The sequence below is a fragment of the Paracraurococcus lichenis genome, from assembly GCF_030657435.1.
In the GTDB taxonomy this organism is placed as follows: Bacteria; Pseudomonadota; Alphaproteobacteria; order Acetobacterales; family Acetobacteraceae; genus Paracraurococcus; species Paracraurococcus lichenis.
Genome location: NZ_JAUTWS010000049.1, coordinates 16,143 through 41,577, shown reverse-complemented (window position 1 = coordinate 41,577; position 25,435 = coordinate 16,143). Strand labels below are relative to the sequence as shown.

General features: G+C 65.1%; 22 protein-coding genes and 1 pseudogene. 9 read left to right on the top strand and 14 right to left on the bottom strand.

Annotation, left to right across the window (positions count from 1 at the left end; genetic code table 11):
• Positions 1-59 precede the first annotated feature (59 nt).
• On the bottom strand, positions 60-317 hold the full coding sequence (locus Q7A36_RS41690; RefSeq protein ID WP_370655721.1) for a transposase family protein: 258 nt from the start codon (positions 315-317) through the stop codon (positions 60-62).
• A 229-nt stretch (positions 318-546) separates the two neighbouring features.
• Between Q7A36_RS41690 and Q7A36_RS29545 the strand changes: the two genes are divergently transcribed.
• Positions 547-888: a hypothetical protein gene (locus tag Q7A36_RS29545; protein ID WP_370655719.1), complete on the top strand. Its 342-nt coding sequence runs from the start codon at positions 547-549 to the stop codon at positions 886-888.
• Between the two features lie 185 nt (positions 889-1,073).
• Here Q7A36_RS29545 and Q7A36_RS29540 read toward each other — a convergent pair whose 3' ends face one another.
• A complete protein-coding gene (locus tag Q7A36_RS29540; protein WP_305107377.1) occupies positions 1,074-2,387 on the bottom strand; it encodes a sensor histidine kinase in 1,314 nt (437 codons plus the stop codon).
• A 196-nt stretch (positions 2,388-2,583) separates the two neighbouring features.
• Between Q7A36_RS29540 and Q7A36_RS29535 the strand changes: the two genes are divergently transcribed.
• Positions 2,584-2,709, top strand: a complete 126-nt coding sequence (locus tag Q7A36_RS29535; protein ID WP_305107376.1) for a hypothetical protein — start codon at positions 2,584-2,586, stop codon at positions 2,707-2,709.
• 62 nt (positions 2,710-2,771) lie between these two features.
• Here the strand turns inward: Q7A36_RS29535 and Q7A36_RS29530 are convergent, their stop codons facing one another.
• Together Q7A36_RS29530 and tnpC are read right to left on the bottom strand one after the other, a co-directional pair.
• Positions 2,772-3,353, bottom strand: coding sequence for a plasmid pRiA4b ORF-3 family protein (locus tag Q7A36_RS29530; RefSeq protein WP_305107375.1), 582 nt, complete (start codon positions 3,351-3,353; stop codon positions 2,772-2,774).
• A 62-nt stretch (positions 3,354-3,415) separates the two neighbouring features.
• Positions 3,416-4,792: an IS66 family transposase gene (tnpC, locus tag Q7A36_RS29525; protein WP_305107374.1), complete on the bottom strand. Its 1,377-nt coding sequence runs from the start codon at positions 4,790-4,792 to the stop codon at positions 3,416-3,418.
• A gap of 179 nt (positions 4,793-4,971) precedes the next feature.
• Between tnpC and Q7A36_RS29520 the strand changes: the two are divergent.
• A pseudogene (locus Q7A36_RS29520) lies at positions 4,972-5,993 on the top strand (IS1595 family transposase).
• Positions 5,994-6,035: 42 nt separating this feature from the next.
• Here Q7A36_RS29520 and Q7A36_RS29515 read toward each other — a convergent pair.
• From Q7A36_RS29515 to Q7A36_RS29475, 9 genes are all read right to left on the bottom strand, one after another.
• Positions 6,036-6,587 (bottom strand): Fur family transcriptional regulator, encoded by a 552-nt coding sequence (locus Q7A36_RS29515; RefSeq protein ID WP_305107373.1) that lies wholly within the window; start codon positions 6,585-6,587, stop codon positions 6,036-6,038.
• A 583-nt stretch (positions 6,588-7,170) separates the two neighbouring features.
• Positions 7,171-8,421: an MFS transporter gene (locus Q7A36_RS29510; RefSeq protein ID WP_305107372.1), complete on the bottom strand. Its 1,251-nt coding sequence runs from the start codon at positions 8,419-8,421 to the stop codon at positions 7,171-7,173.
• Entirely contained in the window at positions 8,418-8,804 is a 387-nt protein-coding gene (locus tag Q7A36_RS29505) for a hypothetical protein (RefSeq protein WP_305107371.1), read from the bottom strand. The genes Q7A36_RS29510 and Q7A36_RS29505 overlap by 4 nt, the downstream gene beginning before the upstream one ends.
• 2 nt (positions 8,805-8,806) lie before the next feature.
• A complete protein-coding gene (locus tag Q7A36_RS29500; RefSeq protein ID WP_305107370.1) occupies positions 8,807-10,927 on the bottom strand; it encodes a TonB-dependent receptor in 2,121 nt (706 codons plus the stop codon).
• A 258-nt stretch (positions 10,928-11,185) separates the two neighbouring features.
• A complete protein-coding gene (locus Q7A36_RS29495; protein ID WP_305107369.1) occupies positions 11,186-11,983 on the bottom strand; it encodes a calcium-binding protein in 798 nt (265 codons plus the stop codon).
• A gap of 75 nt (positions 11,984-12,058) precedes the next feature.
• On the bottom strand, positions 12,059-13,360 hold the full coding sequence (locus Q7A36_RS29490; protein WP_305107368.1) for a lysine N(6)-hydroxylase/L-ornithine N(5)-oxygenase family protein: 1,302 nt from the start codon (positions 13,358-13,360) through the stop codon (positions 12,059-12,061).
• The gene (locus tag Q7A36_RS29485) at positions 13,360-15,135 is read right to left on the bottom strand and encodes an IucA/IucC family protein (RefSeq protein WP_305107367.1); all 1,776 of its coding nucleotides are present in this window, start codon (positions 15,133-15,135) and stop codon (positions 13,360-13,362) included. The genes Q7A36_RS29490 and Q7A36_RS29485 overlap by 1 nt, the downstream gene beginning before the upstream one ends.
• Positions 15,132-16,166 carry a GNAT family N-acetyltransferase gene (locus tag Q7A36_RS29480; protein ID WP_305107366.1) on the bottom strand — a complete coding sequence of 345 codons (1,035 nt, stop codon included), beginning with the start codon at positions 16,164-16,166 and terminating at the stop codon, positions 15,132-15,134. The genes Q7A36_RS29485 and Q7A36_RS29480 overlap by 4 nt, the downstream gene beginning before the upstream one ends.
• Positions 16,163-17,917, bottom strand: coding sequence for an IucA/IucC family protein (locus Q7A36_RS29475; protein ID WP_305107365.1), 1,755 nt, complete (start codon positions 17,915-17,917; stop codon positions 16,163-16,165). Before Q7A36_RS29475 ends, Q7A36_RS29480 begins: the two co-directional genes overlap by 4 nt.
• A 67-nt stretch (positions 17,918-17,984) precedes the next feature.
• Between Q7A36_RS29475 and Q7A36_RS29470 the strand changes: the two genes are divergently transcribed.
• The 4 genes from Q7A36_RS29470 to Q7A36_RS42105 all read left to right on the top strand — a co-directional run bounded on the left by Q7A36_RS29470 (position 17,985) and on the right by Q7A36_RS42105 (position 21,241).
• A complete protein-coding gene (locus Q7A36_RS29470) occupies positions 17,985-19,175 on the top strand; it encodes an MFS transporter (protein ID WP_305107364.1) in 1,191 nt (396 codons plus the stop codon).
• A 240-nt stretch (positions 19,176-19,415) separates the two neighbouring features.
• Entirely contained in the window at positions 19,416-19,943 is a 528-nt protein-coding gene (locus Q7A36_RS29465; protein ID WP_305107363.1) for a hypothetical protein, read from the top strand.
• A 309-nt stretch (positions 19,944-20,252) separates the two neighbouring features.
• Positions 20,253-20,747, top strand: coding sequence for a hypothetical protein (locus Q7A36_RS29460; protein ID WP_305107362.1), 495 nt, complete (start codon positions 20,253-20,255; stop codon positions 20,745-20,747).
• A 188-nt stretch (positions 20,748-20,935) separates the two neighbouring features.
• Positions 20,936-21,241 (top strand): hypothetical protein, encoded by a 306-nt coding sequence (locus tag Q7A36_RS42105; protein WP_305107378.1) that lies wholly within the window; start codon positions 20,936-20,938, stop codon positions 21,239-21,241.
• 70 nt (positions 21,242-21,311) lie between these two features.
• Here Q7A36_RS42105 and Q7A36_RS29450 read toward each other — a convergent pair whose 3' ends face one another.
• Complete coding sequence (locus Q7A36_RS29450; protein ID WP_305107361.1) at positions 21,312-23,675, bottom strand: TonB-dependent receptor; 2,364 nt, start codon at positions 23,673-23,675, stop codon at positions 21,312-21,314.
• Positions 23,676-24,183: 508 nt separating this feature from the next.
• Here Q7A36_RS29450 and Q7A36_RS29445 point away from each other — a divergent pair.
• Together Q7A36_RS29445 and Q7A36_RS29440 are read left to right on the top strand one after the other, a co-directional pair.
• Positions 24,184-24,801 (top strand): response regulator, encoded by a 618-nt coding sequence (locus Q7A36_RS29445; protein WP_305107360.1) that lies wholly within the window; start codon positions 24,184-24,186, stop codon positions 24,799-24,801.
• 177 nt (positions 24,802-24,978) lie between these two features.
• Positions 24,979-25,263, top strand: a complete 285-nt coding sequence (locus Q7A36_RS29440) for a PepSY domain-containing protein (RefSeq protein WP_305107359.1) — start codon at positions 24,979-24,981, stop codon at positions 25,261-25,263.
• Positions 25,264-25,435 lie beyond the last annotated feature (172 nt).

The following is a 25,435-nucleotide window of genomic DNA, read 5'->3' as shown; positions in this document are numbered from 1 at the left end:
AGGCGCCCGCTATGGCGGCGTGACCCAAGCAAACCAGCCTCCGGCAAACCCGGGGCGGTTCAGCAGGTCCGGCGCGCCATCCGCTGAGCGATCCCGGTCAGGGGCTCGGCGAAGGTCCGGCGCGGGCAGGCCGGCGTCGGGCAGCGGAAGCGCCGCAACGTGACGTGCAGCTTCACCGCTTGTCCCTGGCTGGGCAGGTCGCCAAGGCTGCGCTGGTAGCGGCTGTGCACCTGCGTTGACGACGCAGCGCAGCCGGGACAGGTCGCTGACGCCTGATCCGTACTGGCGACGATGGCGAGGTGATCGGGTAACGACAAGACCTGCTGAACCAGCAGTCCTGCCGGAAGGCATGGCTCGAGATGTGCGAACAAGAGTGCTCTGAAAGTGGGAAGATGGTTCTTCCCCTACATGTTCATCCAGCGCCGCAACGACCACCCCTTGCACGCAAAGTGACGAAGAACCCAACATTCGCTAGCAAAGCCACCCTGCGGGTCCGTCCGGCGCACGGCGACACCCCAGCGCAGCGAGCCTTGGCCGGAGGAGTGGTTGCTCATCGAGTGGCCCAAGGGCGAGGCCGAGCCGACCAGGTACTGGCTCACCAACCTGCCGCCGACGACCAAGCTGGCCAAGCTGGTCCGCACCGCCAAGGCACGCTGGTTCATCGAGCGTGACTACGAGGAACTCAAGCAAGAGATCGGCCTCGACCACTACGAGGGCCGTGGCTGGCGCGGCTTTCACCACCATGCCAGCCTGTGCATCGCAGCCTACGGCTTCCTGGTCGCCGAGCGCTGCCTTTTCCCCCCTCGGCGTCAGTTCATCCGTGAGCGGATCAAGATACCTGCCCTACCCCGAGGTTTCCGGCCGCGAGGGGCTGCCAATCCGGCCTGAGCGCCACGTGCCGCACTCGATCGCCTCCATCCGACGACGCATTGCTGTCGCCATCGTCGCGCGTCTGCCCAGGTGCCCCTACTGTCTCACCAAGCCGGTCCGGAGCCGCAGCGAGAACTGACACAGTCAAACTACAGGGGCAGTCGCCGATGCCCGGTTGTGGCTCAATAATCACGAACGCGGGATTAGCCGCCCTGCTCGCGCTTTATCGTTTCTAGATGCAAGCGGGAAGCGGCCAGCGCACGGCGGAAGGTCCCCAACACAGCCCTGGCCATCTCCGCTGCCTCCGGGTGCCCGTCGCGGTCCATCTCGCTCACAATCTGCTCCTGCCGGGCGAGCCGGGCCTCATTCCCCCGAACCCGGCGCTCCGCCGCGGTCAGGGCGTCGTCGTGCTTCACAACGGGCCATCTCCGCGGCAACCTCACGAGGGCCATCGTACCACCCCCGGGTGCGGCACCGACCTTGAGGACGCCGCCGTGAAGTTCGGCGGCGCGCCGGGCAATCGCCAGCCCAAGGCCTAATCCGACAGAGGCTCGGGCAGTCCCGCCATCCGCCTGCCAGAATGCCTCACCAGAGGAGGGCGGGAGGCCTTCCGGCAGCCCTTGTCCCGTATCCTGAACTCGGAACGAAATCGAGTCGGCCCCCACGGTCAACCGGACGTCCACCCGCCCGCCAATAGGCGTGAACTTCACCGCGTTCCCGATCAGGTTGGAGAAGATGGCCTGCAGCATCCCTCCATCGCCCCGGAACAACGCGGTCCGCGACCGAGCGAATGCGAGCCGCACTCCCTTCGCCGCCGCCGGGGCCGCCAGCCGGGCGACACACTGTCGGACCACCTCCCCCAAGTCGAGTTCCGCCCTGCCGGACACTTCCGGGACGGCGCCTGACCCAGAGCTGTAGGCAAGAATGGCGTCCACATGGCCGAGCAGCGCGCCGGCGGCGGCGCGCACGGCCTCTACGTACTCGCGCCGCTGCACCGCGTCGATGTCGCCGAGCAGCAAGTCGCCATAACCGAGAATCGCGTGGAGAGGAGTGCGCAACTCGTGGCTCATGGCGATCAGGAAGTCAGTCTTGGCTCGCTGCGCCGCAAACGCCGCTCGCTCAAGCGCAAGGCGCTCCGTAATGTCGCGCTGAACCGAAAGATAATAGGCGATGGCGCCCCCAGAGCCGGGCAACGACGTGACGGACCACTCAAGGTCGAACTCGGAGCCGTCTTTCCGGTAGTTGACGACCCGCCCCTCCCAGGGCTGGCCATGGGCGATCCGGCGCAGGTCGGCGAAAGCAGCGGGGTCCGTGCGAGATCCTTGCAGCACGCGCGGGCTGCGCCCCACTATCTCCGCCCGTGACCAGCCCGTCATGCGCTCGAATTGGGTGTTGACGAAGACGATGGCAGGGCCGGGACGATCGAGGTCAGTGGTCGTGACCACGATTGCTTCGGCAGCCCGCTCGAGGGCGAGCATCGGATCGAAGCCGACCGGCGGTGCCGCTCGCTCGTCCATGGCCGGTCCTTCGACTATTCACCCACGGAGTAGATCAGTTCCAGACACCGCAGGCCAGCACCGAGACGATCCGGCCTGTGCGGTGCTTCCCACCGTCATCAGTTGGGCGTGGTTCGAACCCAGGTCACACGTGGAGCTGGGTTGGCGTTGCCGGGAGGGGTGATGGCACTCTCGGGTTTTCAGCGGTGAGGCGAGTATGGACCGAGGTGTTGGCGCGGCAGTCAGGCCGCTGCCCGAGAGCGGCCGCAAGGACCTCGCCATCCAGGCCCTGGCCGGTTCCGAGACGGTCAGCGACCTGGCCGCCGAGCCGCAAGTTCGGTAATTGCTCAGGCCGTTGATGTCCGGAGGCTAACCAGAAGTACGTGCGCTGGGTTGGCGCGGTGATCAGGCGTGGCCGAAGCGGGCTGCCAGGATTGCGTCGGCGATGGCCGGACTGAAGTCCTCGGGATCAAAATCTTCGCCCAACCACTCAAGGCGTTCGGCGTGCTCTGGATGAGCAGGATCGGCGAGGATGTCGAGCAGCTCACGATAGCCCCAGTGGCCGCCACAATCCTCGGGCGGACATCTGCGCTTCCCGGCGGTGCAGACCGGACGGGACAGAGCCTCAACAACGGGCGGGCTCTTCTCGATGACGACGGCATGTTGCCAGTTGTCGCCGAAGTCGTAGGTGTAGGCGAAGCGGGTGACGCCTGACTTTGTCAGGCCGTTCAGGGTGACGCGGCTCTCATCGGCAACATCGTCGACGGTGCGCCGGTCGCCGTACTGCCGACCCTCGATGTCAAACGTGTGGAGATGGCAGTCCTCCCATCCCATGGCGGCCTGGATTGCGCGATGCAGGTCACCGAGCGTCGTCGCACCAGGCACCAGGAGCCGGCGCCAAACGGGTGGTTTGGTGTCGCGCAGCGTCACCTTCAAGCTGACCACCTTCCGGTTGACACCGCTCGTCGACTGGGCGGTCTTGACCATCAGCGCCTCCTTCCATCACGCGCCTATCCTGTGCGTGATGGGGTGGTGGCCGGCAAGCCGGGTCATGCCGCCGTCGGCAAGGGCTCTCCCTTGAGGGTAAGGCGGAGGGCCTGGAGAATGCCGAGGCCACGTCGTCGAGCGGTCTCGAGAACCGAGCGGACATCGGCATAGAGGTCAGCACCCCAGACGGAGCGGAAGCCGTTGGTGATCTTGCGGAAGATCACGCAGGGCCGCAGCGCCTGTTCGGAGCCGTTGTTGGTGGGGGAGACCGCGCGGTCCGTGAGGAAGACGAACAGGTTCTGCCGGAAGCGCTTGATGATGCGCTGGAGCTTCAGCCCCGGCTTGTTGTCCGGCACGATCTTGAGCAGCTCATCCAGCGCGCGCTGCAGCCGGCCGTGGTAGGCGGCCAGGGTGGCATCGGCGAGCCGCGGGCGGCGATGCGCGATGCGCACGGCGCGTTGCAGCAGATGCTTCATGCCGGGAGCAAAGCCAGCATCGCCGGCGTCGATCGCGTACTGGACGTCGCGCAGCAGATGAGCAAGGCAGACCTGATGCTCCCGGCTGGCCCAGCCTCTCTGGGCACCGAGGCGGTCGGAGATCCAGACTGCCGGGCGGACCTCGCCGAGGAACTCGCGCACCACCGCCTTGCCGCGTGAGGGGCGGATCAGGAAGCAGGCGCTGTCGGCGTGGTGGAACACCCAGGTCCAGAAGGTCTTCTTGCCAACCCGCACGCTGGTCTCGTCGGAGGCCAGCACCGTGCTGGCCAGCAGCCGCTGCTTGATCAGGCCGGTCTGCGCCGCGAAGGCTGGCGCGCTGTCCTGCAGCAGGTTGGCCAGCGCCCCCTCGCTGATCTCCAGCCCGAACAGGTCACGCAACAGCCGCGCCAGGCGCTCGAACGGGATGGCCTGGCCGAAGCGCAGGTAGAGCACGAAGGCGCGCAGGTTGGGGCCGAAGGGCGAGCCCGGCTCCAAGCCGGCCGGGGCGGCTGCCTTGAAGCGCCCGGCGCAGCAGGGGCAGACGCCGCCGTGCAGGACCACCCGCGTCACATCCGGGGTGATCTCGGGGATCTCGACACGGTCGTAGGTCTGCACTGCCACCTGCTCCACCTCGCCCAGGTCGGCGCGGCAGTGCGGGCAGTGCTCCATCCGGATCGCTGCGCAACGCGTTGGATTGGGGTGCAGCGGCCGATGCGCGCCGGCGTGCACCCTGGTCTTGCGGCTGGGCTTGCCGTCGCCATTCGCCTTGCGCCCCTGCGAGGGCGGCGTGCCAGAGTTGGTCGGCGTCTTTGGCGGTGCCTGCAGCTTCTCCCGCAAGGCCGCATTCTCCGCCTCGAGCGCGGCAACTCGGGCCACCAACGCGTCGACCTGCGCCAGCAGCGTTGCAATCAGGTCGTCCTTCTCCGAGGACGATAGCACGGCAGGGTCGACGGACAGGGCCACAGGCCGGTTGACCCACGTTCCGGCCCCTCGTGCAACCCAAATCTTGCCGTGGCTTCCCCGGCAGCCGGCGCCCTAATGTACTCGAGCCGCCGGGGGGAGGTGAGCAATTACAAAGCCGCTGTTCGACTTGGGTGTTGGGGGACGCGCAAATCTGACGAGGGCTGACTACATCATGTCCTATGTCCAGCCTCGAATCTCGTCGCCTCAACCATCTTGAATCCGCCATCCGGGCGGCGTCCGGCGAGCAGATCATCACCATCGAACGCCTCGTCGCCGAGGTCGCATCCATGCGGGTCGCAGAGGTGGCCCTCGCTCGCCGCACGGAGGTGACCCGCGCCGAGCGGCGTTGCCCGCATTGCGGGACCGCGGGTGCCCATCTGCACGGCAAGGACAAGAACAACAGACAGCGGTTCCGTTGTCGCACCTCCGAGTGTCGCCGCAGCTTCAACATCCTCACCGGCACGCCGATGGCCCGCGCCCGTAAGCCCGAGAAGTGGGGGCACTATCTGTCCCCCATGACCGACCACCACTCGGTCAGGAAGATCACAGCGGCCGGGATCGGGGTGAACCACACCACCGTCTGGCGCTGGCGCCATCGCTTTCTCAAGGCTGTCGCACAGGACAACACGGCGATCCTCTCCGGGGTGATCGAGGCCGATGAGACGTTCTTCGTCCGGTCCTGCAAGGGGCACCGCGGATGGGTGAAGGGCAGGCCCCCCGAGCCCCGAGCCGCGCGCCCGCGTGCCTGGGGCGCCACCAAGCGGGGCCTGTCGGGCGAGCAGGTGCCGGTACTGACCGCCCTGGACAATGCGGGCGGGTCTACGAAGCCATCCTGCCATCGCTGGCAGCAACCGAGGGGGCGCTCAACGGCCGGATCGCCGCCGGGTCGGTGGTCTGCTCCGATGGCACGGCGGCTTACGTGAAGGCGGCGGTGAAGGCGGGCGCCGAGCATCGCCGGGTGGTGGTGCCGACCATCACGCCTGTGGCGGTGAAGGTCGCGCCGGTACCAACCAAGCGGCGGCAAAAGGGCCGCCTCGGGCTCGGGCGGGTGAACGCACATCACGGTCAGATCAAGGCGCTGGTGAACGGGCGGTGCCGTGGCGTAGCGACCCGGTACCTCGGCAACTACCTCGGTTGGCACCGGGCGATGCTGCGTGAAGGCTTCACCGGAAAGGCACTGCTGGATCGAGCGCTGGCGTAGCCTACTGTGGCCACCCCCCACCCAAGTCGAACTGCGCCTTTCTTATAGGCCGTCCGCCTCCCCGGCTGAATTTCGTTGAAAGCCGTAGCGTTTACCAAATATCTCAAGGCGTAACGAGACAACCTGGAAACCCAGATCTTCCGCAATAGCCCGGAGCAGGTGTTCGTGAGCGGCGATGCTGAATTCGACGACATCGCCTGTGTCGACGTCTACTAAATGGTGGTGCTCGTGATCGAGCGGTTCGTAGCGCGCACGTCCAGTGCCGAAATCACGGCTTTGCAGTATACCTTTCTGCTCGAAAATACGAATTGTGCGATAGACTGTTGCTAAACAAATCTGCTGATTGTACGCCAGAGCCCGTTGATACACCTGCTCGACGCTCGGGTGATCATCTGCTTCTGACAAGACGCGCACAATGGCGTGCCGTTGCGGTGTCATGCGCAATCCGCGCTCTAGACATAGCTGCTCGACATCGTGTCGAGGCAGATCCGGAGACAGTGGCACCCTGTCCGATAACGGGACATCACCGTTTATTACGGCGGGTGCTGACATGATGGCAAGCATTGCATCGCCTGCCTTCCTCCGTGCATCCATGCCGCTACCTCCCCCCATGCATTTTGAGAACTGGCTTCTCAAAATTTTAGTATGATATCGATCTTGCAGATCGGCTTCATTTTTGAATCCATTATCGCCAAGCCGCTCGAAAACTGATTATATTATGTTATCAGCGCGAGGGCATAAGAGTCTGTACGCAAATAAACCCCTTGTTTAATCAATGCCTTAGCGGAGGCTCGCAGGTTAATCATTCCGTTCCGAATCACGCACGGCCGATCAGAGATGTCGAAAATGCCGACGCAAGACTTGGGCTCGACATGGTGAGACTGGGCCGACGCCGCCCTCTGTGTCGAATCCAACACAAAATACCCGCTTATTTCGCGTACAGATTCTAAGTATGGTGACCGCGATCGTCTCGCCCATCAGCATGGCAACCGACGCAGGTCGCAGCGCGTTGGATCATCGCCAGCACTGCTTCGATTGAACCCGGAAACCCGATCCCGCGGCATCCAATCGGATGCATTGCTTGACGCGAGTGCAGCAGTCCCGCGTCCGCCAAGACAGTGCCCCGAAGGACATGACTGCTGCCCCACCCTCAACGAGCCGTTCCTGACCGACAGCATCATGTCGCCACATCTGAGCGGACTTCGGCCCGGCTTGCCCTCACAGCGCTGTCTCCGACACGTCGAAGCAGGGCGAGTGTCGCCAGGACTGCGCCGCCAGACAGGGCCGCGGCCATACCGAACAGGGTTTGGTAGCCAAGCGTGTCCGCGATGCGCCCGGACAGCAGCGAGCCGATGAAATAGACGACGAGCTGCGCACAGGCGAGTGTCGTGAAATCTGTGCCCGGCTGGTCCGACGAGGTCACCGTCATGAACAAGCTGTATAGGGCAACGATCTCCATGTAGCGGATCAGCGTCTGGAAAGCGGCCGCCCCGAAGAGGGGCCAATATCCCAGCAGGGTGCCGGCGGCATGCAAGGTGAACAGCAGGAAACACAGGGTTCGCAGTCCGCCGAGCAGGCCGAGTGTACGCGACAGTCCCGCGGTCCGGACCAGCCAGGCAGCCAGAGCAGAACCTGCGACACCGGCTGTGGCTGCCGAAGCGCCTGAAATATAGCCTATCATGTCGAGCGGCACGCCGGCGTCGACCAAGTACGGACCCTCCATCGCCTTCACGAGGCCTTCGCTCGCGCGGTAGGTGAGAGCGATCCAGAGGATGCCGCGCGCTTTCGGGCGGCGCAGAAAGGCTCGCAGGGAGGGGCGGACGGTCGTCACCGTAGGCGGCCCCTCGCGCATGGCCAGTGCGGCCACCAGAGGCAGGAGTGAGATGGCGCTGATGGTCAGCAGCATGGACTGCCACCCGAAGCGGTGGTGCAGCACGAGACCGAGTGTTCCACCGACGAGCACACCGAAGGCGATCGATCCACCCTGGATCGCATTGCCCAGACTGCGATCGTCTGGAGCCAGATACTTCGCTGCATAGCCGTCCGTGGCGATGTCCTGAGTGGAGACGAGTAGTGCCGCGACAAAGCCGATGGCTAGCACGGCTGTCACCTGGGTCGGGGATACTGCCGTGAGGGCGAGGATGCAGCCGACCACACCGAGCTGCGTCAGCACCACCCAGCCGGCGCGGTGCGCTCGAGCGAAGGGTCTCACCCGATCGACCCAAGGCGCCCAGAGGAACTTCAGCACCAGCGGCAGGAAGAGAATGCTGAAGTAGCCGATCGCGGAGCGTGAGACCCCCGCCTCGCGCATGATCGGGGGAATGGCGGCGGCGAGCAGATAACTCGGGATCGCCTGGGCGACGTATAGGCCAGCAAGGACGGCGAAAAGCCGGAAACGCCGCCGCGGCGTTTCAACGGCGGCGCTCACGACCGCACCGGCAGGTAGTCGGCAAGGAAGGTACGCCCCTCCGCCTCCGTTTCCCGAACCGCGACAGGGAAGGCCCAGAGGCGGCCAAATACCGTCGCTGCGCCACCGGGATCACCGGGTCGCACGATGGCCAGGGCCTGACAGCGCTGGTTCAGCGCGCTGCGCGTGGCTTTGAACCACAACGCCTGCGCGCGGTCCCCGGCCGGCGAGAGCCGCCCCCGTCCGCCGAAGATTGCGAGCAGTGCGAAGGGCTCGTCGTGTCGGGCGATGCTCTCGAGCGCTGCGAGATAGGCAGGCTCATCATCGTCCGTACAGGGTGGCCCAAAGCGCAGGGTGAGGATGCCGGCGGCCTCTGCCTCCAAATGCACCATCGGCTTCTCCATGCTCAGAATGTCTTCCTGTAGCCGACGGTGACGGTGCGGCCAAACGCTTCGACCGGTAGGTTGCGGACGGAGGTCGCGGTCGGGTTCTGGTAGCCGGCATCGAAGAGATTATCGATCGAGGCATAGGCTTGCCCGCCCAGTACCGGCGTGCTGACCGCCAGATTGATTGTGCCGCCATCCTCGATTTTGTATCGGGTGCCGCTGCGGTCGATCCGCTGGTTGCGGCCGGTGAACCCAACCGCTTCGACACGCAACATGGTGCCCTCCTCGAACTGCCAGATCCCGGACAGGACTGCGCGCAGCGGTGTAGCGATACGGTTGTTAGGCAGGAAGCTGTCGAGCCGGCCGTCGCCATCGGAGTCATACCGACCTTCGCGGTAGGCCAGCAGGCCTGCCAAGGTGAAGCGCTGGGTGAGCTTCACATCGCCATTGAGTTCCGCCCCCCAGATCATCTCCTTCTGTTGGCTGATCCGGTTGGTTAGAGGGTCGAAGGTCACGCCCTGGTCGGAGGTGCTGATGAAGCCGACGATGCCGGCATTCGCGTCCGCGCCACGGCGGCGGAGGCCGAGTTCGTAGCTGTTCACGATCTGCGCCTCGGGGCCGATATTTGCGTAACCGACGCTGGCACCCGCTGGCAGACAGTTGGGTCGGGCGACAGGGCAAGCAAAGGCGGTTGAGAGGCCGGCCCGGCGCGTAAAGGAGCCGACGTCAGGCAGTGCGAAACCTTGCGAGTAGCCGCCGTAGAGCTCCGCCCGTTCCGTGATGCGGAAAGTGGCACCTGCGTTTCCGGTGATCGCATCGTAGTTGAAATCGCCGCCCGTGACGCGTAGCGCCGGCAGAACAAAGGGGCTGAAGCCCGCGGCATTACGTGCTGTGACGCCCGTATAGGCAGCAGGACGGACAAAGCCGTCGACTGAGAGTGCAAAATGCTCATAGCGCAGCCCACCGCGCAGGGTGAGCCGGGGGCCGACCGGCACCTGAAGCAGGCCAAAGGCGGCGAGCGTCGTCTGCTCGAGTGGCGTGAAAACATTCTCGCCGGTCAGAAGCTCCTGACGTGTCCGCTCATGAATCACGTCACCGCCCCAGGTGAAGCGCGCCCCGCTGAGCAAGCGATCGAGGGGCGTATCGATCGTAAGGTTGAGACCGTAGCGGGTGGAGTAGAGCGTCGTCTGGTTCGCCGTACTGGTCGGCACGGTGGGATTGCCGGAGTAGTAGACCACACTGTTATAGGGGAACGAGAACTGGGTGTAGTTGAAGCGCTTCTCGATCTCGTTATAGTACCCCACCACAGACAAGCTGCCGAGCGCAAAGTCCGTGTCAGTGTACCGAGCAGAGAAAGACTGCGATGCCTCACGTATGCTGCGCCCCGGATAAGGCGTGTTGAAGTCGGGCCGGGCACGCGGCGGCGAGTACAAGGTCAGAAAATCCGGATCCTGATTCAGCCGGACCACCATGGCGGAGACCTCGAAGCGGCGGGCGGCATCGAAGTCATAGCCAAACTTGGCGAAGAGGTTCCCGCTGTTGGTGCGATCGGCGCCGCCCTGACCGAGGAGTGCGTCGGAGGGAAGCTCTCGCCCGAGCCCATCATAGGTGCGGCCCGAATGACGCCCGCTGCCGACGATAACGTAGTCGAGACCGGTCTTTGAACGACCAGTCACTCCGAGGGAAAGCTCCGGCGCGAGCGATCGCCCAAGATTGGCTGGGAAGAAGCGCAGTGCAGAGTTGATGGTGAACTGTGGCGGCCCCTCGGTCGGACGACGTGTAATGATGTTGATGGTGCCGCCCGTAGCGCCCGCGCCATAGAGGCTAGACGCGCCGGCGACCGTCTCAATCCGGTCGACCGCGTTGAGGTCCAATAGGGCGAGAATACGTGATACATCGCGCAGCGGCGTGTTGAGCGGGACACCGTCGAGCAGCACCAGTGCGTCACGGCCGCGAAAGTTCTCCGAGGCACTGGAAATCGTCTGGGTAGTGGCCGAGTAGCCCGGCACCAGTCGGGCGATTGCCTCTGATGGGCTGGAGCTCAGAATGAGCTGCCGCTCAATCTCGTCGCGCTCGATCACCTGTACGGTTTGCGGCACTTCCTCGATTGGTCGGGCGGCACGCGTGCCGGTGACCGTCATCTCTGGGAGATCCAGGGTGGTACCGCTCGGTGCCCGCACCTCACCTTCCTGGGCCACGACAGGGAGTGGCGCGGACAGCACGGTGACAAGGACGAGGCGGGCAGATGCTCGGCGTGAGCACCGGAGGAAGCGGGGCATGGTCTGGGTCGCTCGTCGGCAAACGGTGGTGCCGCTGCTGCGGCGAGAGGGCGCAAGCTCCTGGGCGGAGCGGAACCGGCAGACGCGCCGCGGTCAGACCGCGACGCGTCCGTGGTGTCATCAAACGATGTCGAAGATGCTGCCCCCTGTGGAGGTCACGGCGGCGAGCGTCAGTCCGCTCAGCAAGACGGCATTGCCGCCGCCAAGGTCCAGCACCACACCGTCAGCCGACTGGGAGAGGCGCCCCAAGAGGTCGTCGGCGCTATCGATACCCGTACCATTAATATTGGCGGCAACCTGCAGGATGTCCTCGCCGACCGCAAAGCCAGTGATGGCATCGAGGCCGTCGCCGCCGGCATACACGAAGCGGTCCAGCCCCGCACCGCCGCTCAGAATGTCGTTGCCCGCGCCGCCAATGATGACGTCGTTGCCGTCGGCACCAAAGATCTGGTCGTCCCCGCCCTGGGTGTTGATGAAGTCGTTGCCTTCACCGCCGAACACAACCTCAATGCCATCACCGCCCAGGATGTTGTCGTTGCCTTCGGCACCGTAGAGGCCATTGTTCCCCTCAGTGTCGAAGATCATGTCATTACCTGGGCCGCCAAAGACGTTGTCGTTGCCAGCACCACCATAGAGCAAGTCGTTTCCTTCGCCGCCTTCGACCCAGTCCTCGCCAGCGCCGGATGCGACGAGATCGTTGCCGTTGCCCGCTTCGATGTAATCGGCACCACCTTCGGTAAAGATCTGATCGTCGCCGTCCCCTCCGAAGACCGCATCAGCGCCGCCGCCGCCACGGAGCACGTCATTCCCGCCAACCCCATAAGCCGTACCGGGCGAAGTGATCTGGAATACGTCGGGACCGTCGGTACCGAACAGTGCAGAGCCGCGCGTGAGTACAGGAAATTCGAAATCAGCCATGCTGGTCTCTCCCTTTTTGGAAACCTAGTCAGAGTGCGGAAGTCCGAAATGGAGCCCACGCATTGCAATTGAGATTCATTCGCAACTATCTGCAAGGACAGAATGTTCAGCATTCCGTGACCACGAGATCACTGACGCTGTGCCGCCGAGAGCAAAGACCTCCCGGCCGAGTGCGTCGTTCAGTATCGTCGCACTCCGCCAGGCAAGCAGCGCGAGCTGCGGGTCGGCGATGCCATGCGACCAACGGCCAGCATTCTGCAGGTAAATCCGGTTCCCGGGCGGTCCGTCCCAGGCCGCTGCATAGCAACGTCCCAGTTGCAGCGCAGCGGTTGCCGGATCACGCACGATGCGCAGCTTCTCAAGACAGGACGGCAGGGCGGTCCGATAGCCCGTGGCGGCGATCACCACATCGGCGGCGAGAGCCTCGCGGATTGCGGTATCCTCGGCTCGTATTTCGAGACGGAACGCGTCGTTGACCATCGCGCAAGCCACGAGACTGCGGCCCGGCAGGAGCCTCGGCCCGGGCGCACCGCGCTCCAGAAACTGGAGCCTGTACACCTCGGCGTAGAGTTCGCGGAGAGTGGAGGGTGATATCCCGTCGCTCATCATCCGCTGCTCGCGCAACAGTTCGCTGCGCCGCTCGACGGATAGGCTGAAGAAATGCTCAACGTAGGCCGGTGTGAAATGCTCGTTGCTGAAATGCGTCTCGTCAAGCGGCAGAAAGTTGGATCGGCGGCTGATCCAGGTCAGGCGAGCCGGCGGGTTCGCCATGCGGAGCAGGTGAAGTACGATCTCCGCACCGGATTGGCCGCCACCAACGACCGCAACCCGCTTGCGTGCAAGCGGTAGCGTGCGTTCGAGAAACTCGGCCGCGTGTACGCAATGTGTGCCGCGATATGGCTCGAGGCAGGCAGGCAGTGACGGCTCATGGCCGAGGCCGAGAACCAGGTGCCGCGCTCGCACACTTTCCCGTCCCGCATGCACGGTAAAGGCACCATCCTCAAAGCCGATGTCCCGCAGCTCGCTATTCCATTGCAACCCGGGTAGGCGCTCGGCGACCCAGGCGAGATAATCGGCAAACTCGGCGCGTGACACCGCCTCGAAGCCGGCATTGACGAAGGCGAAGAGCCGTCCGCGATCGGCCAGGTAGGACAGGAACCCGAAGCGCGAGGTCGGAGCAATGGGCGTGATCAGGTCCTTGATCCAGGAGCATTGCAACCGCGCCCCGGGCAGCATCATGCCACGATGCCAGGCAAAAGCGGGCTTGCGGTCGAAGAAGCGAGCACGGCTGCTCTCGCCGGCCTCCTCGCAGAGGGCGGCGAGGCTGAGATTCGCCGGGCCGATGCCGATGCCGGCGATCTCGAGCGTCGCCCGCATCATTGCTCACCGACCTCGGCGAGGTGCAGGGGGTTGTGCAACGGTGTGCCGAGCGCAGGAAGCGGCCGCGCGGCCGTGTCGCCGTATCCTGCGGCGAGCCGGACCTTATTGATGCAGACCTTCGGCAGGGTCGGCGCGAACAACTCATAGCGGGCGTAGGCAGTCGGCGGCAGGTCTGCCTCACGCTGGTAGGCACGCAGCGTCCGCGCCAGCAGCGAGTAGAACCGGCGTTCCTGCAACGCGCCCGCCGCCGCCAATGCGTCCGACAGGAAGCGGAGCGTGGTGACAAAATGCGCCGTCTGGATATTGTGGACCACCACTTCGGGACGCTTGCGCGGCAGCAGGGCCGCGATCTCGGCGGGCAGGCCCGCGGCCTCGGCCTGGCCAGTATCGGCCAGGTCAAAGTCGCCCTGGAAATCCTTCAATGCCATGGCAACGGGCAGGCCTTGTCGCAGAATCAGCATCAGGTTCTGACCATGCGCAATCGGACAGCAGCCATATCGGCAGAGCAGATGGTGCAATGGCACGACCGTGAGGTCGAAAAGGCGTTCCAACCAGACTTCGATGTCCAGGCCGGCCTGCCGCGCCATGGCGAGGGCGAGTGGTCGACCCGTGGCGTCGCGCTCGTGCAGCGTGGCGTAGAGCGCTGGCCATTCCTTCAGGCCTGCATGCGCCTCGGCGCTCTCCCGCAGTATGGCGCCGAGATGCTCGCGGTAGTGGTAGGGCACATCCGGCAGTGCGGCATAGGCAGGATGCGTGAAATGCACCCCGGCCAGCTCACGTAGCACAGTGACACGTCGTCGGTGCAACACCGGATCGGCTGCGACGATCCCGGCGAGCCACCCGGACAGCGCCTGCCCGGCTCGTAGTGTCGTGCCACCAAGGCCACGATAGGCCGACGTGTTAAGGATCGATAGTGCGAGCTTCACGTCGGCTCGGCCGCGCCGCGAGACATTGGTCAGCGTGCGAATCGACTGCTGCGGCCGATAGACGTCGCCGAAGCAGCCGATCGGCGCCATGCGCCCTGCCGCTATCTCGCCGGCGAACTCAGGCAGCAGCACGTTGTCCCATTGCCACGGATGCACCGGCAGCGGCAGCGCGTGTTCTGGCGCGATGCCACAGCGCGCGACCGCCGCGTCGAAGGTGGAGCGCTCGGCCGCTGGGATGCACTCACCGGCAAAACTTGCGCCACCCGCGCTCGCCCATGTCGCACACTGCGTGTCGAGGACCACCCAGGTGAGGCGGAATGGCTCGGCCCGTTCTGGCGTGAAGGCGGCGAGCGCCCCCTCCCCCCATCCGAGACGTCCTTTGTTGGCGACAGCCTTCGGATGTCCGGAGAGCAGTGCCTGCACTTCCTCCGGCGCCTTGATGAGCCAGGCCGCGCCGTCGAGGTCACGGCAACGGGCCAGCCGCAGCGCCTCGGCCTGCTGCGTCCGGCCGAGCTCGCGCAGAAAGCCGGCCGTTGCAGCGCCGTCGCCGCCGAGCTCAACGCGCGCATCCAGGACCCATTGCTGCGGGTCCGTTGCCTCTGTCTCCAACGTCTCCAGACGTCGGATGCTCGTGGGATCGATCGCAAGGTTGCCCCAGACCCGCTGCGTGCCGGCGAAGCGGTAGCCCACGCCGGAGGCGAGCTGCAGGAAGGCGGTGAAGCTGCCGTCGGGGCGCAGGTCCAGCGCCGGCCGCACGACCTCCTCGTAAGCGAACTCGGAGATCGCCTTGGCCAGCAGGGTGCGACCTGCCTCCTGCCACGCTGAAGAGTCAGGAATGCCGCTCATCGCATCACCCGATCAAAGAAGGGATCGCGCCAGCAATGCATCAACGCCGCCCGTTTGTGCGGAAAGTCGAACTCCTTGACTTTGTCATAGGCGAGCGCGTTGGCGTAGCGGAGCAGCTTCGCGTTGTCGACGCGCGGCTCGCCAACCACCTTCTCGGTGCGCGGATCGTCGAGGAACAGGAAGTGGGTTAGGCCACGCAGCCAGGCCGCGGTCTTGGCGAGACCGAGATGGTGCCGGGCGCCGATCAGCCCATGCCAGCCGCGGTCGTAGTCGTGCGCCTCGTAGTAGGGACCGAGCCGATCCTCCTTTGCCCAGTAGATCTCGAAGTAACCTGCCGGATCGCCATCGAAGCAGCCGATGAGCGGCCAAGCATGGGGATCCTCTTCCAGCCGCCGAAGATAGGCGTGCAACTCCACCTCGCTCTGTGCGAGTTCCCAGAAATAGGCCACCCGCAGTTCGTTCATCCAAGCGTAGAACAGCGGCAGGTCGCGGTCGGCCGCCACGCGCCGGAACGAAACCCGCATGCCGAGCAGCGGGTCAAAGCGGTCGTACACAGTGTTCTGCGCGAGCGGAGGCCGCTCCGGGTAAATGCGCCCATCTGCCAGCTGGCAGGGCAGCCGTGGATGCGGCATAGCGCGCGGGTCCTGGTGCCAGAGCAGCGGGAGCTGCAGGAGCTGCCGGCGCCGGATCAGTGGTGCACCGCTGCTGGCCACCAGCCCGTAGGCGAGGGCCGTGTCGAAAACCTCTGCCGGCGTTCCTGGTCCAAGCGGCAGCTCCGCCCGTTCAAGGTCCACTTCGAACACCGCAGCAGCGGCGGCAGCGAGGGCCTCCGCGAGCGCACCCCCCTTGCAGTTGTCCACCTCCCGCGCGTCCAGGCCCGTCATGCCGAGCTGTCCCTCCAGGAGCAGGCGCTCGCCCTGCTTAACAGCCAGGGTCATGTCGGTAATCTCGACGTCCAGCGGCGCTGCCTTGCCGAGTGTGTACCGATGCCGCTCCGCTGATGCAGGACGGCGGCGCAGGATCGCCATCATGCTGTCACCTGCACGCAGAGCGGATTGGGAAGGTCGTGGTAGATGGCGCGCTGCTCGCGCGTCCCGCGGTTCTCGATAACGTCCTCAAGGAAGGTCATGAAGTTGCCCTTCGCGGCAAGTGCCGGACTGTCCAGGATGTATTCGAGGAAGGATGGATCAGGCGGATGGGTGGCACGCACACACTCAAGTTGCGTGCGGAGCAGGCGGAACATCGCCTCCTCCTCGGCCAAGCCGTCGCGCGACAAGGCCGCGACCAAGCCGAACAAGCCATTGACCACGACGTAGTAGCCGAGCAGCCGATTGCCTACAGTATCCGGTACGATCGCTTCGGCCTGCTCGCCGATGTCCGGCACTGCGACAGCGAGGCGTGCATGAGCACTCTCGACATGGCCGGAGCCTTGGCAATCGCGGACATAGGCCTGTACAGGCCACCCCCGCCGCAGGCGGAGAACAGCATTCTGGCCGTGCGCGCCAAACAGCAAACCGTGGTGGCAACGCAGTCGCGTCAGCGCCAAGGGAAGCAACTCGGCGAAGCGCCGGAGCCAGTGCAAGCCAGCCTCCCGCAGAGACAGACCCGTCGAGGCGGCCGCGGTGGCAACCAGCCCGGCCAGCGGAGTCCGTCCGGTCTCGGGATCGGTCTGGCACAACGTCGCCAGCATCGCCGCATCGCGTGCACCGCCTCCACAGAACGGATTGTCCCGCAGGACGACCAAACTGTCCGGCAGCAGCTCCCCCTCGTAGCGCAGGCCGAAATAGGCCGGCTCCTCCAGAAAGGTGAGATGTGGCGCGAAGGACGCAATCTCCGGCCCGAGCGCGCTCCGTAGCAGCCGGCTGACATCCTTGCCGCGTTGCAACTCGGCCGGGAATAGGGTGCGGACGGAATTGGTGATCCGCGCGCCGAGCGAGGTCTTCAGCATCCATGGTAGCTCGGCGCTGTACAAGCTGCGCACCGAAGCGGTGGGATGCCAAACCGCTCCTGCCTCCTCGGCAAGAAAGCGCACCGCACCAGCGCGGCGCAATGCCTCGACTGCGGGCAGCGATGCCAGGTGCCGGGCCTGCCAGGGATGCATGGGCAGCGTGAGCCAGCCCGGCTCGCGCGGGGCACCGAGATTCTGCAGTAGCGCGTCAGCCGTGCGGTCCCCAACGTCCTCGCACGCGAAGGCGTCTAGTCGCACAAACGCCCAGTGCAGGCGAAAGCCGGGAGACAGGCCAGGCAAGAAGCGGTGGCGTTCAGGTCGCAACTCGGCGGCGGAGCGCGGCGCGGGGTGCAGGGAATGGCCGAGCACGAGGGCGCGCTCCGCGGTGAGGAAGTCTGTGACCGCGGTGTCCGGCCCGGCGTGGTTGGGCAACATCGCCTCGATCGTGTCGGTGCTCTCGAGCACACGGTCCACGAAGCGGCGCATTGTGGCCGGCGCTAGTTGACGCTCTGCGGCAAGAGCCTCGGCCACTGCCGCCACTGCGGTGGGCCACGCCATAGGTCGTTCGGCTCCACCGTTGGGGCAGAAGCGGACTGGTAACCGCAGCCCGTGCCGCCCGGCGCACGAGCGGTGCACCACCTTGACCCGCAGTACTCCGGAGAGCGGCGCCACGGGCATCTCCAGATCCCAGCCGTGATCGACGGGGCGCAGCCGGCAGCCTGCCCATTCGCGTGCGAGGCTGTTGAAGAAAGCTTCGGCGGCACCCTGCTCTGCAGGACCGATAGCGCCGGTTGCTGTTGCTTCGCAGATCATGGAACGCTTGTAATAGGTCACTTGCGAATGCGAGTGAGAATTATTCGCGATTGCGCCAGCGTACGAATTGGCGGAGTGGAACTCAAGAATGGTGAAGGTGGGTCTGATTTTGACGCTGGGGTTGGTTGCTGCTGCGCAGACGGCACCGCTCGCGCTCCTGCCACTCCTGATGCAGGCACTCGGCATGGGCGCTGACCAGCTCGGCCTGGCAATCGGGGTAGGGCTCCTGACAACGATCCTGCTGGCACCCGTGGCCGGCGCTCTTGCAGATCGAGCACGGCCCGCCTTGCCAGCCCGATGCGGTCTCGCCGCTATATGCGTCGCCTCAGCTCTTCTCTGCAGCTACACGGCCCTGGTTTCCGCCGGTGTCGTGACCGAGGAACACGCCTTCGCTGTTGTCTTGATGACGCGGATCGTCAATGGCACTGGCGTAGCGGCGCTACATCCGGCCGCCCAGGCCTGGCTCTGGGCCGGGGAGGATGTCATGGCGGGAACTCGTCTGCAGGGTAGGGCAAGCGCAGCCCAGAATGCAGGCCGGCTGCTCGGACCGCTCGCCGTGGCGCTCATCGGCGGTCTGGGTGCGGCTGGGACCCTCGCAGCGCTGGTCGCAGTTGCGTGCCTTGCGCTTCTTGTCCTGCTTCTTCTGCCAAGCCCTGTAATGTCGAGTGTTACCAGTTCCGTGCTGCCCATGGCTGCGGAGACGCGCGCAGCGTCAGGGACCCCGGCGTGGCATCTGGTGTTCGCCCTTTTCGCACTGCATGTGCTCGGGGGTGGCGCACAGTTTCTCCTCGGGCCGCTGCTGCTGGCGCGGCTCGGCCTGGACGGGCATATCGCTACGCGCTGGGCTGGCTGGCTCATGGCCTTGACGGCCATAGCGGCCATCGCAGGCAATCTGCTGTCCCACCGTGTCTCGGGACGCTGGCGCGCCGCCGCGGGGGCTGGATTAGCGACCGCTGGGTCGGTTGTCCTCGCGGCCTCTGAGACCCTTTCCGGCACGGCGGTGGGAATCGTCGTCCTGGCAGTTGGCATCGGCATCGCCGTCCCCTCGACCATGGCGGCGTTGATGCGTGGTGCGACGGCGCAGTCGCGCGGACGCGTCGCGGGCCGCACCTCGGCGATCCAGGCGGCCGCCTATGCAGCCGCAGCACCGGTGTGCGGGATTCTGGTCGAGATCGATCCGGCACTTGCTGCCGCATCGCTCACACTTCCGGCTGTCGTGGCGCTGCTGCTCCTCGCCTCTGCCCGGCGGCGGCACGCCGAACAGCCATTATCATTATAGGGTGACCTCACCCGCGCAATGCCAGCTCGCGCCCTGGGTTGAGAGCCATGGTGGCGATCGCGCGCGGTGCCCAATCGGCTCCACAGGATTGACGAGGCTGGCCCACCAGCGGGCGAGCCAGCGCCACTCTCTTCCGTGCACATAGTTCAGCTCGATGGTCCCGAGTTGCCGGCAAATTGCGATTGCGAGTCACTCGCAAAAAGAGCTAGTCTCCTTGGACCAGAGACCAGGAGCACGCTCATGGGCCACATCGTGCCTTTCGCCCCGCGGAGCCTTCGTGGTTATCCAAATGCGACAGAGGCGCTCGACCCGGCTGAGACCCTGCTGCTTCTCGGAGTGCGCGGATGGGTCCGCGATGTTCGCCGGGCGGTGAACCCAATGCTGCGGCTCGAAGAGAGCATGGCACGGGTCGGCATTCCCGCAGCCGCGGCATCGCTGGACATGTTCATGCGCGTCATCGCTCGCACCGCACGCCGGCCAGTGGAACTCGGCTGTCCGCACTGCCCGCGGCTTACTACGGATGAGCAGCGCCTACTGCATGCCGCACGGTTGGCCCAGGGCCGGGATAGCTGGCTCGCGGAGGAGGCACTCCAGCAGGGCTTACTGTCCAATGTCGGAGCGGAGTTCGCCCTCGGGCCGCTGCAAGGTCTGGGCGAGATGTTTCTCACCGTCGGGCTCCATCTCAGCCCCCGTCCGCTTGTGGATTTGATGGACATAGACAGCGCAGGTATCACGCCCTGGCTGCCGCCTCTTCCAATTCGGCACTGAGGGAGCTGTCTGTGATGATCCGACACCGCTCTCTTGGCGTCGCTACGCTGGCTGCGCTCATGGCAAGGGATGGCATGGCGCATGTGAAGTCTGGACGCCGGCACAGCTGGGACGACGATCTGGGCGCATTCGACCTTTCCCAAGCGGCCCGCAGTACCTGCCAGGTGTATGACCAGAGCTTTGTCACGCACCGATCGAGAAGCGGCGATTCCGCACCTTTCAGGCCCATCTGGTGCGTCAGGTTTACTTCGTCCGTGGTACGCGACCAAGAACCCCAGGCCTCTCGGGAGTAGTTGAATGGCGACATGCATGCACCGGGAGGAGGTGGACCAAGGGCGACCGGTGCAGGACCTCGAACCGGAGGCTCTCTTCTGCATCGCGGTCATCCGGACCTGGGTAGCGGCGCGTCGTCCAGATGGCATGCCCTCTCTCGACTGGCGCGAGGTCTGCAGACGAGGAGAGTTGTCGGAAGATACCGTGCAGGCCTTCGACGCGTTCCTGCACACCGTTCATCGTGCCATGCGACGTCCGCTTGACATCCGGTGCTGCACCTGTCCGCAAGTCGGCCGCGACGAAGACCTCCTCCTTGCCCTGATCGCGGCCCTGCAGCGAGATGACGCCTTGAGCGCCTTGGATGTGCTGGCCAGCTGGCTCGAGCAGCCGGCCATTATGCCGGCCCTGCCATTGGCCATGCGCTTGGCGGCAACGGCGCGCACTTGTGGAATATGCCTCCGCGGTCACACTGTGACTCAACCGCAGTTTGCAACGGACAACCTCCCTGCTGAAAAGCGGATCATGCATTGATCAGGTCGACACTCCTCCACAGATTCTGTCAGACCTCGTGCCAAGCCAGCATTTTGGCTTGGTTCAAGTCAGGGTAACACCTAAAGCGAAAAGAGTGCCTATTTTCAGAGCTCTATAGATTTTCGATGTTACCTGGAATTGGCTCGTTTTGAACCACGCCCGTGGTGGAGGCAGCAGGGAGTGACCGCGTGCAGCGTTACGTCACCGATCTGCTGGGCCACCTTGGGCGTAACGAGCGCGCGCTGGTGCCCTATGCCGCCCAGCGTCGGCGCGGGCTGCCGATCTCGACCTCGTTCGTGGAAAGCGCGGTGAACGAGATCGTGGCCAAGCGGATGAACAAAGCCCAGCAGATGCGCTGGAGCCGGGCGACGGTGCAGCCCTTCCTGGACGTCCGCACGGCGGTTCTGAACGACACGCTCGAGGCTACCTTCCGGCAGCGCTACCCGGGCTTCCGTCCCGCCGAAGGTCAGCAGGCCATGGCAAATGCAGCCTGATCGACCCCCACAACTTTGCATGCTCTCGAGCGGCCCTCCGTCGCGAGAGGATGAATCACCAACGCGAAGCTCAGAAGGTGAACCGCACCCCGCCGTAGAAAGCGCGCGGCAACCCAGGCGTGACTGTGCGTGGGTCGCTCAGGCCGAGGTTGAGCGCGCTCGCGGTCTCCAGGCTGTAGAGGGTGCCGAACGTCGAGAAGCGCTGGTCGAACAGATTGCGGACCAAACCATAGAGCTCAACGCCGGGACCGATGGCAAGGCTGGTGCGCAGGTTGACGATGGCATAGCCCGCGATCGGCTTCAGGAGGTTGGCTTCGTCCCCTCGCAGGTACTGGTCCGAGTTGAAGATCACCGTGCCGCCCAGTCGCCAGGCTTCCGTCGCCCGCCATTCCGTGTCGAAGCGAATGCGGTGCCGAGGGATGCCGGGGATGCGGTCGCCACGCTCGACCGGGATGGTTCCGTTAGCGTCGGCATCGGGATGGTTAGGGCTCGGGAGCCGCTGGGCCGTGCGGAACGTAGCGTCGATGAGCGCATAGTCGAGCGCAATGGCGAGACGCTCGGTGCGCCAAGCGAGCCCAGCCTCGATCCCCTGCCGGCGGGTATCGCCTGCATTCTGGAAAAAGCCGCGGCCCTGGATCTCGCTCTGCACCAGCAGGATGTCATCCGAGAGATCGGTTCGGAACAGGCCGAGGTTCCAGGTGGTTCGGCCACCGAGCCAGGCGCGCGGCAGGGTGCCGCGCAGCCCTCCTTCCCAGGTCCGGCTCACCACCTGCTTCAAGGCAGGGTCGGCGAGAAAGAACGCACCGAGAGTGCAGGGGAGCAGCGGATCGGCGCATGAGAGCTCGGCCGGGGTTGGGGCGCGGTTCGCCTCGGCATAGCTGACATAGGATGTAACGGTGTCGAGCGGCCGCCAGGTCAGCCCCGCCGTAGGATTGATGCGGGAGTAAGTATGGTCGCCATTAAGCGCCGTACCGATCTGGTCCCGTAGCCGGATATTGGCATTGTTGAACCGACCGCCAACTGTGGCTGAGAGACGCGGTGTGAGGTCGATGGTGCCGGTTCCGTAGACCCCCCAGTAGGCATTCGTCGTGTTCAGGCGGACATCGGCGATGCCGCCTTGAGGGCTGTCGACGAACACCCCGCGATTGACGACGGTACGGTCCGGCGTCACCACGCCGAGCTCGGTGCTGCCGATGAAGTCGGTGTCCGCATGATCGTAGCTGACGCCGAAGACCACCCGCGTAGGTCGGCCAAGGATCGGCTCGGTCGAAACCACCTGCGCCGCACCACCGGCGCCCGTTGTGTTCGTCCCGGTGCGGTTCACCACACCCGGCACGCCGTCCCCGAGGAGGTCGGCGCTGACGGGCCCGCCACCTCTCGCAGTCACCGCGGGACCATCCTCGAAGCAGAGTAATCCGGCGAGGTCGTCGTCGTCGCAGCGTTCGAATTCCGCGATATCGGCGTTTAATGTGCGCTGGCGAAAGCTGCGGACATAGGCATTGCCCTCAAGCTTCCAGTTGGCCGCGATCTCATAAGTGCCGTTGGCCTGCACCATGGTCATACGGTTGTAGGTGCGGTCCGGGTATGTGAAGACGTCGCGGCGGTTGGCAGCCAGCAGCTGCACGGGCGTCGGTCCGTTGCCGCCAAGTGCAGTACTTCCGGCGGTGATGGACAGGTCCAGGGTCGCCCGCTCGCCGCGGAAGCCCAGGTCGCCATAAAGCCGTCTCGCCCGGGACGGCGAGAAGCGCCGCCAACCATCCTCGTTCAGGCTCTCAATCGCGAGATAGGCGGCGACATTGCCCACTTGCTTGCCATACTCTGCGGCGAGGCCGACCCGGCCGAAGGAGCCGCCCGACAGGTCGATGCGGCCGCCCTGAGTGTCGAAGCCGGTCTTCATGCGCAGGTTCAGGGCGCCGCCGACCGCATTCAGGCCGAAGACCGGATTGCTGCCGAGCAGGTCGGTGTTGCGGATGGCGATGCTCGGGATAAGGTCCCAGTTGACCGTGTCACCGAAGGCCTCGTTGATGCGAACCCCGTTCTGGTAGACCGCCAAGCCTTGCGGTGTGCCGACCAGGGGTGAGGCGGTGAAGCCGCGGTACTGCAGGTCCGGTGCGAAGGGATTGCCCTGCGTGTCGTTCAGCGTGACGCCGGCCGAGAGCCGGACCAGGGTGTCGACAAGATTAGGGGCACCATCGCGCGCCAGATCGGCCGCGGAAAAGCTACGCGGATTGCCGGCGATTCGGTCGCGCGGCAGCCCGGTCGAGGTCAGGGGCGTGGTGCCCACCGCCTCGACCGCCGGCAGGGTCGCCGTCGGAGCTGCTTCCTGCGCCAAAACTGGCTGCACAGAAGGTATCACGATGCCCAATGTCAATGCGCTCACGATCCGCGCGGAATAGCGACCTCCCCGGCCCAGCCGCTTCCTGTGTGTTGTCATGTCCTTTGCTTCCCCCCTCGGGCAACAGCGCGACAGAGGGACTAAAGCAAGCCGGGGTCGTTAGCCTGTACAACACCCCGCACTCGTCTTTGTGCCTTTGTCAGTTCGCAGCGCCCACCATGCGTGTTGATTAGGCCAAAGCCGCTGCGAGTTGCCCATGGGATAACTTCCCGAAATGCGAGGGAAAACTTCCCGATTTGCATTAATGGGCCGCCGCTCTGATAGCGTCGCTATCGGAGGACCGACTGTTCATGCCACTACGAGCTTGCCTGCTCCGATACGCCCCAACATCCGTCGCGGATGATGTGATCGCCCGCGGATCGGGCCACGATGTCGATCTGGCTGGCACGGCAGGGTTCGAATCTGGTTTGCTCATGCTCTATGACCGGGCTGTCGCCCTGCACGGCACGTCGGAGAGCGGAGAGATTGCGAGGAACCGAAGTCCGACCGTCACGGCGCGCCTGTCGCCTGATAACATGATCCGTGCAGTCATGACCGCGGCTATCGCATGAAGCTGCTCATCGTTGACGATCATGCAGTGATCCGGTCGGGCCTCCATCGCCTGCTTGGAACCCTACCCGAGCTCGAGATCAGCGAGGCGGCCATCAGCCGTGAGGCGCTGTCCATGGTCCAGGCCGCGCCGCCGGACCTGGTGCTGCTCGACCTCGGATTGCCGGACCTCTGCGGCTTCGAACTCCTCCGCCGCCTGCTCTTGGTGCAGCCCGCCCTGCGCGTGGTGGTGTTCAGCATGCATCCGGAGGCATTCCGGGCGTCACAGGCACTCCGGGCCGGTGCCGCAGGCTACCTGAGCAAGCGGGCCCCGCCGGAGGAGGTGCTCGAGGCAGTCCGCCGCGTCGCCAAGGGGGGCCGCTACATTGAAAGCGAGATCGCGCAGGAACTCGCACTCCGGGCTGCCGCAACCGAGGACCCACTTGGTCAGCTGACCGGACGGGAGCTCGAAACCCTGCGCCTGCTCGGGGACGGCCGATCGCTCGCCGAGATCGCTGCTGCGCTCGGCACCAGCTACAAGACGGTGGCGAACACCTCGGCCCAAATCAAGGCCAAGCTCGGCGTTACCACGACGGCTGACCTGATGCGGATGACGATTGAGCTCGGACTGAGATAGGTGGTGGTCTCCGAGCGCTCAAATCTAACTGAAACTATTCGATGCTACCGTGCGCGCCAGCTAAATGCTCCAGGTTGAGAACGTGGAACTCACCCAATCCAGATCGGTTGCTTGGTCAGGCTGGAAAGGGAATTTCGCCACATGCCTCACAGTAGCCCAGGGCTCGGCACCCCATTGGTGGCCCGTGTCCTCCTCGTCACCCTTGCGCTCGCAACCGTGGTGCCGACAGCCTACGCACAGCAGCGGCGGCGGACGGAGAACGACGCGCCGACAGCCGCCGAGCGCAAACGGATCGAGGCCGTGCTGCACGAACGAGGGTTCGTGCGCTGGAAGGAGATCGAGCGCGAGGACCGCGGCAAGACCTGGGAAGTTGATGATGCCTATACAGCTGACGGTAAGCGCTTCGACCTCCGCCTCTCAGCGGACGATCTGCGCGAGATCGCCCGGCAACCAGAGGACTGATAGCGCGTAGGGCGAGACCGCAGCTGGTCATGCGCTCACCTCGTGGTGCGGCCCACCGGCCGACACTGTCGCGGGCTACCCCCACCCAAGTGGGCCATCGCGCGGACCGCGTGATCGGCCCCGGTAGCTGGGCCAGCACGCCTCGCCGGCAAAATCAGGAAAGATTCCCCGG